This is a genomic window from Shewanella electrica (genome assembly GCF_022321485.1).
GTDB lineage: Bacteria > Pseudomonadota > Gammaproteobacteria > Enterobacterales > Shewanellaceae > Shewanella > Shewanella electrica.
In genome coordinates, this window is sequence record NZ_JAKOGG010000403.1 from 1 (window position 1) to 262 (window position 262).

The following is a 262-nucleotide window of genomic DNA, read 5'->3' on the forward strand; positions in this document are numbered from 1 at the left end:
TACTTTGCCAACCACAAGGAAGACTTTAAGGACCAACGCGTTGCCGTCCTCGGTGGTGGGGACGCCGCCATCGACATGGCTTTGATGCTAGAAGACGTGGCTGAGCAAGTTTACCTGGTTCACCGCCGCGATGCTTTCCGGGCCCTTGAACACACCGTTGCCCAACTGGAGGCCTCAACGATTGAAAAGTTGACCCCGTACCTGCCCAAGGACTTAACCGTCAACGCCGATCAATCGGTCACCTTGAACCTCAAGAAGATGC

At 55.3% G+C, this 262-nt stretch carries 1 protein-coding gene; it reads left to right on the forward strand.

What is annotated here, in order from left to right; all coding sequences use genetic code 11:
- Window positions 1-262: NAD-binding protein (locus L9G74_RS21050; protein WP_238898705.1), on the forward strand; the 262-nt coding region annotated here is incomplete at both ends.